At 49.6% G+C, this 9,052-nt stretch carries 6 protein-coding genes; 4 read left to right on the top strand and 2 right to left on the bottom strand.

The window, feature by feature from the left end:
- The 4 genes from ABJO30_13350 to pssA form a co-directional block, all read left to right on the top strand.
- The coding region (locus ABJO30_13350) for a LysM peptidoglycan-binding domain-containing protein (protein ID MEP3233805.1) at positions 1 to 395 on the top strand (395 nt) is incomplete at its 5' end.
- Positions 396 to 527: 132 nt separating this feature from the next.
- Positions 528 to 2,483 carry an ABC transporter ATP-binding protein/permease gene (locus ABJO30_13345; protein ID MEP3233804.1) on the top strand — a complete coding sequence of 652 codons (1,956 nt, stop codon included), beginning with the start codon at positions 528 to 530 and terminating at the stop codon, positions 2,481 to 2,483.
- Positions 2,484 to 2,606: 123 nt separating this feature from the next.
- Positions 2,607 to 3,305 carry a phosphatidylserine decarboxylase gene (locus tag ABJO30_13340; GenBank protein MEP3233803.1) on the top strand — a complete coding sequence of 233 codons (699 nt, stop codon included), beginning with the start codon at positions 2,607 to 2,609 and terminating at the stop codon, positions 3,303 to 3,305.
- A gap of 1 nt (position 3,306) precedes the next feature.
- Positions 3,307 to 4,146, top strand: coding sequence for a CDP-diacylglycerol--serine O-phosphatidyltransferase (pssA, locus tag ABJO30_13335; protein ID MEP3233802.1), 840 nt, complete (start codon positions 3,307 to 3,309; stop codon positions 4,144 to 4,146).
- A 219-nt stretch (positions 4,147 to 4,365) separates the two neighbouring features.
- On the opposite strand, the gene ABJO30_13330 is transcribed toward pssA, so the two are convergent.
- A complete protein-coding gene (locus ABJO30_13330) occupies positions 4,366 to 7,947 on the bottom strand; it encodes an efflux RND transporter permease subunit (protein ID MEP3233801.1) in 3,582 nt (1,193 codons plus the stop codon).
- Entirely contained in the window at positions 7,947 to 9,041 is a 1,095-nt protein-coding gene (locus tag ABJO30_13325) for an efflux RND transporter periplasmic adaptor subunit (protein MEP3233800.1), read from the bottom strand. Before ABJO30_13325 ends, ABJO30_13330 begins: the two co-directional genes overlap by 1 nt.
- Between the last annotated feature and the right edge of the window lie 11 nt (positions 9,042 to 9,052).

The following is a 9,052-nucleotide window of genomic DNA, read 5'->3' as shown; positions in this document are numbered from 1 at the left end:
GTCAATGGCTTTTGGAGGGGACCAAACCGCTTGGTCCAGGTAAATACGATATTCGTGTTGATTTGCTGAAACAGGGTAGTGGTGATGTTCTCGCACGTGCTGCTGTGCCTTTTGCCGTTGAAGACCTAACGCCTGCTGAACTTGCCGACGCGAAAGTTGGCAATGTGATCATCCGCAAGAACGACAATCTTTGGACGATTGCACAACGTTTATATGGTGATGGACGTCGCTATACGTCGATCTATCAGCAAAACAAAGGCCAGATCAAAAACCCGCGTTTGATTTTTCCAGGTCAGATATTCAAAGTACCCGGTGAAGGCCAAGTGCCAGGGGCTGCAAATACTGTGGACCAAGTCGTTGTTGTTGCTCCTTTAGCGAAACCGGAAACCCAATAAGCACCAAGCGTTCCTTATTGGTCATTATTTGTGGTGACAAGTTCCACATAGTTGATTGACTGCACGTGATTAATTCCTACTTTCAGGATAAGCACGGTAGCCAGCCAACCGCGGCTGCAATCAGGGGATTTTATGGCTACCAATACGTCGCAAAATAAGAGTGCGCAAAAACCGCAAGAGCCTCAAAATTCTGCGGCTAAAGACGCGCCCCCAAAACCGACCGTTCGCGCGGATGGTGGTGACTGGCAAACCATGAAAAGCCTATGGCCTTACATCTGGCCGCAAGACCGCAAAGATCTGCAAATGCGTGTTGCGATTGCTATGGTTTTTTTGGTGTGCGGGAAGATAGTAACGGTGCTGACGCCCTACACCTTTAAGTGGGCAACGGATGCGCTAACAGGCGAGGGTGGTCTAGATGGCTGGCCCTTATGGATGATCACGCCAGTTATGTTGATCATCGCCTATGGCCTAACCCGCATACTCGCCATGGTATTCAACCAGGTCAGAGACGCCTATTTTGCCCGTGTCGGTCAACATGCTGTGCGCAAGTTGGCGCAAAAAACATTCGTTCATATGCATGATCTGTCGTTGCGTTTCCATTTGGAGCGGCGCACTGGCGGACTGTCCCGTGTGATAGAACGCGGTGTGAAGGGGATTGAGGGGATCGTTCGATTTTCCATCCTGTCTGGTGTTCCAACGCTTCTTGAATTTGTGCTGATGGCGGTGGTGTTTTATGTCCAGTTCGGGCTGTCATATGTCATCATTCTTGCCATCACGGTCCATGGATATTCTTGGTTCACCATTCGTGCCAGCAATTGGCGCATTGCCATTCGCCGCGACATGAATAATGCGGACACTGAGGCGAATTCCAAGGCGATCGATTCCCTGTTGAACTTTGAAACCGTCAAATATTTCGGCAATGAAAAGATGGAAGCAGGGCGGTTTGATAACTCAATGGCGCGGTATGAAGAATCCGCCGTTAAAGTTTGGACTTCGCTTGCTTGGTTGAACATTGGCCAGACGGTCATTCTTTCAATCGGCGTTGCGCTTTGTATGATTTTGTCAGCCCTTGCTGTGATTGATGGAACGCAAACGATTGGCGATTTTGTCATGATCAATGCCTTGTTGATCCAGCTTGCCATCCCGCTCAATTTCATCGGTTTTGTTTACCGCGAGATCAAACAGGGACTGACCGATACTGAAGAAATGTTTGCTCTGCTTGATGTGCCTGCGGAGATCAAGGATGCAGAGGACGCAAAGCCTTTGAAAGCAGGACAGGGTGCTGTGCGGTTTGAAGATGTTCGGTTTTCCTATGACCCTGAACGCCCGATCTTAAAGGGCGTCGATTTCGAAGTGCCAGCTGGTAAAACGGTCGCTATCGTTGGGCCGTCAGGTGCGGGTAAATCGACCATTTCGCGGCTGTTATTCCGCTTTTATGAAGTAAGCAGTGGGCGTGTTTTGATTGACGGGCAAGATATCCGCGATGTTACGCAAAATTCTCTGCGTTCTGCTATTGGCATGGTGCCGCAAGATACGGTGCTGTTTAATGATACAGTGGCCTATAACATCCGTTATGGTCGCCCTGATGCGAGCGAAGAAGAAGTGCGTGAAGCCGCACGCATGGCACAGATTTCTGATTTCATTGAGACGCTCCCACAAGGGTTCAATACCGAAGTTGGCGAACGTGGGTTGAAACTCTCAGGCGGCGAAAAACAACGGGTCGCCATTGCACGAACCATTTTGAAAGCCCCACCAATTCTACTGCTTGATGAGGCAACCTCTGCACTCGACACACATACAGAGCGCGAAATTCAAGCAGCTCTTGATGAGGTCTCTCAAGATCGCACAACGCTTGTAATTGCCCACCGTCTGTCAACTGTTATTGGCGCTGATGAGATCATTGTTTTGGAGCGCGGCGCAATCCGTGAACGTGGCAAACACGATGAACTTCTTGAGCTTGATGGCCTTTACGCCTCCATGTGGGCGCGGCAACGTGAAGCAAGTGAAGCAGAAGAAAGGCTTCGCGCTGTTCACGAAGAGGGCGGTGAGTTGGTTACCCGTGGAAAACGGGCCGAAGATGAAATCTAGGGGCTGATCCTAGGGAGTTGCTTCTTAACAGTTTAACAGAATTGGCATTCACCTCTTTTAATCGTGTCCTTTTGATGGCAGAACCACATCACTGTATTTTCGTTCTTCAAAGAGAGAGCCTTCATGTCTGTATTAGACTCTGTGCGTGCCGCCATCGTTCCCATTCATAAAGAAGGGCACAAGTTTATCGCCATTGCAGGTGTTGCAAGCCTCGTGCTTGGCTTTTTCTGGGAACCGCTATTTTGGATTGGTTTGATCATCACGGCGTGGGTAGCTTACTTCTTCCGTGATCCACAACGGGTAACGCCAATTGATCCGTCAATGGTTATCAGTCCGGCAGATGGGCGTGTCAGCCTTATTGGCCCCGCTGTGCCTCCTGCTGAATTAGAGCTTGGCGATGAGCCAATGATGCGCGTTTGTGTGTTTATGAATGTGTTCAACTGCCATGTGAACCGCGCACCTATTGCTGGCAATATCAATAAAATCGCTTATAAGCCGGGTCTTTTTCTCAATGCAGATCTTGATAAGGCGAGCGAAGACAATGAGCGGAACAGCCTCGTTATTGCTGGCGAAAAAGGGACAATCGGTGTTGTGCAAATCGCAGGTCTTGTTGCGCGGCGTATTGTATGTTGGTCGCAAGAAGAGGATCAAATTGCCGCGGGTGAGCGCTTTGGACTTATTCGATTTGGTTCGCGCCTTGATGTCTATCTGCCAAACAATGCCCAACCGCAGGTGCATATCGGCCAGATCATGACAGCGGGCGAGAGCATCCTTGCGCGTTTTGATATTGAAAGCCAAGAACGTCCGGTAAGGATCGACTAAAATGGATACAGGTTTCCAACCGCTCGACCCATCTGAGGGAAAAGAACCGGAAAAACCGGTGCGCCAAAAGCGACAAATTCCTTATCGTGTCATCGCGCCCAATCTTGTAACCTTACTTGGGCTTTCAGCAGGTTTAACCGCGATCCGCATGGCCATTGAAGGGCGCATGGAGCTGGCAGTGATCTTGATCATTGTGGCAGGTGCTCTTGATGCGTTGGATGGTCGTCTCGCACGGTTCCTAAAAGGCTCAACCAAATTTGGCGCAGAATTGGATTCACTCACCGACTTTGTCAATTTCGGTGTTGCTCCAGCGATTTTACTCTTCATGTGGGGTTTGCAGGATTACCGTTCTATCGGTTGGATTGCCTGTTTGATCTTTTCAATTTGCGCAGCACTCCGTCTTGCTCGCTTTAATGCAGCACTTGAAAGCGCGAACAAACCAGCGTGGCAATCGACTTTCTTTACAGGAACACCTGCTCCGGCAGGGGCGATCGCTGCGCTTTTCCCGCTTTATCTCTCGTTTCTTGATTTTCCTGTCACAGAAGTCACGCAAGGCATCGTCATCGCTTATGTTTTGGCAATTGCGTTTTTGATGGTGAGCAGTTTGCCAACATTTTCAGGCAAGACGATTGGCAAAGGTATACCAGCTGAATGGGTTGTCCCTGCAATCATTGTATTTGTTGCTTTGGTCGCACTTTTGCTGACCTATACGTGGTGGTTCATGACCGCGTCAGTCGTCATTTATATGGTTTGTATTCCGATTGGTTGGTTTTCTTATCAAAAGAAACTTAAGCAAGACGCACTGGCAACCGTATCAAAAGGTGAAGCAGACGACGCTTAAATAATTAGATAAGTGGGACAAACGGAACGCCGCAAGCTGATAAAATCACTGCTGTGAATACGAAAAAGCTTACGCGTGAAAAAGTTTTCATGATGCTAATGTGTCCCATGGCCGTTTGCTCCTAAGAGCGCTATGATTGATGATAATGGTTTTTACTATCTAAAACGTAAATGAACCAATTAATTGTTACGGTGCTATTCGGCGCCGTCGCTCAGATCATTACTCTGCTGCTTCGCTTATGGTTGCAGCCATCTGCGGTTTAATCTCTCGCACCGTTCTTACTTCTGGCTCTGGTTCATGTGCTGCTGTTGCCGAAATCCGCTTCCTTCCACGCATGAATTCTTTCGCGGAAGCACCCAAATTACCAGCGCCTTGGATAAACATGACGACATTATGTGGCAGAGCCAGCATGCAAGGTATGAGTATGAGCGTGAGCAGCGTTGAAAAGGCGAGGCCCGCAATAATGGCTGTGGAAAGCTGAACCCACCAAATTGAGGTAATGCTACCCACGGATATTACGCGCTCAAAGAAGTTCAAGTTGATCTGTGTCGCCATTGGCACGAGGCCTGCAATGGTGGTCACAGTCGTAAGCAATATTGGTCGCAGGCGCTGTGCTGCAGTCTTTACCACAGCATCAGGGATGTTAATGCCCTCCGAGCGCATGCGGTTATAAGTATCCAGCAGCACAATCGCATTGTTCACAACGATACCAGCAAGCGCGATGATGCCTGTACCCGTCATGATAATTGAGAACTTCTGCCCTGTGACCATCATACCAATCAGGGCACCAAAGACAGCTAAGATGACAGTCGCGAGCGTTAAGATGGACTGATAGAAACTGTTGAACTGGGTTAAAAGGATAATGAACATTAAGAACAGTGAGCCGATCATGGCTTTGGTCAGGAACTCACCGGATTCTTTTTGTTCTTCATCGGCACCACGGAAACGGAACTGAATGGATGGATCCCATGTTTGATCATCCAACCACTTTTGAACTTGGCCTACTTTGTCATCAGCAGTGATGGCGCGGGTCACCTCTTCGCCAGATCCAGTTTTAACGGTAATTTGTGTGCCAGGCTTCAAGTTCGCCTTCACATCCATTGCATAAAGGCCGTCACGGCGTGTGATTGAGGATACCTTTGGTTTGGCTTCACGCGTAATGAAATTTGACAAGGGGACAAGCCCGCTTTCTGTGCGCAGTCTCAGATCATCCAGCGTTGATAGAGTGCGCTGTTCCTTCGGCAGGCGGACACGTATATCCACTTCTTCATCGCTGTTGCTTGGGCGATAAGTGCCGATGAGAACGCCGTTTGATACCAATTGAACCATGGCACCGATAGCGGCAACTGTTGCGTTGTGGCGGGCTGCTTGTTCGCGATCAATCGTTAGCTCCCAAGTCGCACCGGGGAGAGGGCGACCATCTTCCGTATCCAGCAAGTCAACCTGCTGATCGAGGAAACCACGAACTCTTCCGACAGCTAGGACAAGCTTGTCGTAGTCTGTTGATTTGATTTCAAGACGAACATCTTTGCCTGTTGGGGGGCCGCCTTCGATCTTTTTAGGCTCAACCTTGATACCCGGAATTTGGGCTGTTTGAACGCGAATTTGTTGCTGGATGAGTTTCCAGCTTGGGCGGTATTTATAATCACCAAGCTCCAGCGATATTTCGCCGATTGCGTCTCTCGGTTTGTCCTGTATTTCACCAGTGCCACCGCCAACACCGCCGCCGCCAGAACCTGCGCCTGTTGGAGAGCTTGCCGTCATGACAGCAGCCCGAATACCCGGTATGTTGAGGATAACCTCTTCAACTTCACCAACGATATCGCTTGCTTCTTTAGCAGAGAGATTGCCGCGAGCAGATACGAAGACGATGGCTTGATCTGGTTCTTCATCTACGAAAAACTCAACGCCCTTAAAGCGTTCGCCAAGTTGGACGAAGGTGATAGCACAAATAGCGATTGTCACCACCAGCACGGCGATATTGCCCAATAAATTGTTGGCAAGTAGGTTGATTGTGCGAGCATAAAACCCCGTTGCACCTTTAAGCTTGTGCAGTTGGAGTGTCTCTGTGCCCGCTAAAAGTTCAGCCGTTTCATCAATCTTTGGTTTGCTCGCGTTGCGGCGATGTGACCAGCTGGCAAGGGGATAAATTGCCATTGCGACGATCAGAGCCACTAATGCTGTTGCGACAATGGTTGCCTGCATTTGAATGGCGGGATCAATGCCAAGTGCACCGCTTAATATAGGTGAGGAAAGAAGGTAAGTCGCGGTGCCCGCTAGAGCTGCCATAAGCAGGCTTAACAAGATGGCAGAGTGACGGCCTGCAAAAGCAAACATTTGCCCCAACAATGCACCAGAAGCAGGCAGGAATACCATGGCCGTGAGCAAGGATGCAGAAAGCACGATAATCACCATGATCGGCAAGTAACTCATGAATTCACCGGGAACGCCAGGCCACAAAAGTAACGGCAAGAAGGCGGCCAGAGTTGTCGCAGTTGATGAAACAATCGGCCAGAACATCAGCTTGGCTGCGCGGATATAAGCCTCATTGTGGCTCATGCCTTCCGACATCTTCCGATCTGCATATTCGGTCATCACGATAGCGCCATCAACCAGCAGCCCGACGGTTAGAACGAGACCGAACATAACCATAATATTGACGGTGTAGCCGGAGAGGCTGAGGATCAAGAAGCCAACCATAAAGGAGAGGGGGATTGAGAAGCCAACCAGCAGCGACGATTTTACGCCGAGGGTCGCAACCACCACGATCATCACGAGGAAGATCGCCGTTAGGATGGAGGCTTCCAGCGATCCGAGTACTTCAAAAATGAAGTTCGATTGATCGAGAACAAAATCGATTTTGATCGCTTTGGGCCAGTCTTTACTAAATTCTTCAACAACAGTTCGCACTTCCGCATTGTTGTCGATAATGTTTTGGCCAATGCGTTTGACGACAGCAATTGCAATCGCTGGCTTGCCGTTTACGCGGGTGGTGCTTGAGGCATCTTTGAATGTGCGACGAAGTTCTGCAACATCACCAAGTGTGATAACCGCATCTCCAATTTGGCGAATAGGAATTTGAGTTACATCTTCCGCGTCTTCCACAAGGCCGGGTACTTTAAGAGCGAAGCGGCCCCCGTCTGTATCCAAAAACCCACCTTCAACAAGTTGGTTGTTCGCGGTTACTGCCGTTACCAATTCGGTCTGGCTGATATTGTAGGATTCGAGCTTTTCAAGGTCGATGATCACTTCCATCAGCTCATCACGCGTGCCCAGAAGATTGGCTTCGCGAACGGTGCTGATTGATTCAATTTCGTCTTGCAGGCGTTTGGCGTGGCGGTGCAATGCACGTTCAGGCACATCACCTGAAAGGGTGACAAAGATTGTTGGTTGCAGTGAGAAGTTGGTCTCGGTGATCACCGCTTCATCAGCATTTGGCGGAAACTCGGCTTGAGCTTGATCTACCTTGTCTCGAATATCGGCAAGCGCCTTGTCTTTGTCGAAATCAACATCAAATTCCAGCGTTGCCGTTGCAGCGCCCTCAAAGGCGACGGCGGTGATTTCTTTAAGCCCATCAAGACCGCGAAGCTGTGTTTCCAACGGGCGCACAAGCAGGCGCTCCGCATCCTGTGGTGAGATGCCCTGTTGGGTGACCGAAACAGCGAAGACGGGCACGTCAATGTCGGGGTTTGCTTCCTTGGGAATGTTGACATAAGTCAAAATGCCAGCCGCCAGCATAAACAGCATCATAGTGAGAACGGTTTTCGGGCGTCTTAGTATGACTTCTAAGGCTTCAGTCATTAATTGATCTCCGCCGTCTTCGTTACAGGATCAACTTTTTGCCCATTGGTCACATATTCATGGCCACGGATAATTAAATTAGCGCTGGCTGGCAGCCCTGACACCCAGACACCGTCACGTGTGTCCTCGAGGATTTCGACAGGTGTGAAGGCAACAATATTTGGATTTTTGACCATTTTTACGCCGATTTCACCAGCATCATTCAGCGTTAGCACTGAAGCAGGTAATAGATGGGATGTGTCACCGGGCAAAACGATGCTCGCAACAGCGGTTACACCATCCCTAATTTTTTCATCATCATTGGGAAGCGCGATCTCGATGCGGAAAGTACGTGTTTCTGTGTCTGCTGATGGGGCGATGAATTGAATTGCGCCTTCAACCTGTTCACCTGTAATAACGCGGACCTTTGCTTTGCTGCCAATCGTCATGCGGCCAATGTAACGTTCTGATACTTGCGCAGTCATGATAATGCTTTGTGGGTCCATCACATTGGCGCAAATATCGCCAAGCTGAAGCATATCGCCAACCTTGGCAAAGGGGTCTTGAATGAGGCCCGCAACAGGGGAGCGAATTTCGATGCGCCCTAGCTCAATTTCAGCGGCTTTCATTTGTGCAATCGCAGCATCTAGGGTCGCGCTGTTTTCAACGACACGGTATTGTGTCGCATAGCCGTTGGTCACCAGTTTACGCGCTGCATCAAGTTCAACTTGTGCGCGCTTGAGCTCAGCCGCACTTTGGGCAACACGTGCCTCGCGGTCGCCCGTTTTGAGTGAGCAAATGAGATCTCCGACCTTTACTGCGTCACCTTTTCCTACATGGCGCTTTAAGAGTAAGCCTGTCGTTTCGGCCCGAACCGATACTTTGCCGCTTGCTTCCGTGCTGCCGCGTGCCTCAATCAAAGCTATTCGAGGTTTGGCTTCAAATACGTTGGTTTGAACCTTGAATAGTGTTTGCTCAGCTTTTTGGTTTCTCTCACTCACCGTTTCAGGTGTCGCGTCTTCGCGCCCACCAGTTACAATGTCGCCTGATAGCATCCAACCAGCAACGACAGCAGTAAGGCCGGCGGCTAAAAGGTATGGTGTTGGGATCGTCATGCTTTTTCTGC

Source organism: Hyphomicrobiales bacterium (genome assembly GCA_039973685.1).
Taxonomy (GTDB): domain Bacteria; phylum Pseudomonadota; class Alphaproteobacteria; order Rhizobiales; family JACESI01; genus JACESI01.
The sequence above is the reverse complement of the archived record's forward strand: the minus strand, read 5'-3'. Positions and strand labels throughout refer to the sequence as shown.

Bases quoted from the DNA above. Each gene is read 5' to 3' on its own strand.
- ABJO30_13345 (MEP3233804.1), top strand. From the start codon at position 528: ATGGCTACCAATACGTCGCAAAATAAGAGTGCGCAAAAACCGCAAGAG.
- ABJO30_13340 (MEP3233803.1), top strand. From the start codon at position 2,607: ATGTCTGTATTAGACTCTGTGCGTGCCGCCATCGTTCCCATTCATAAA.
- pssA (MEP3233802.1), top strand. From the start codon at position 3,307: ATGGATACAGGTTTCCAACCGCTCGACCCATCTGAGGGAAAAGAACCG.
- ABJO30_13330 (MEP3233801.1), bottom strand. From the start codon at position 7,947: ATGACTGAAGCCTTAGAAGTCATACTAAGACGCCCGAAAACCGTTCTC.
- ABJO30_13325 (MEP3233800.1), bottom strand. From the start codon at position 9,041: ATGACGATCCCAACACCATACCTTTTAGCCGCCGGCCTTACTGCTGTC.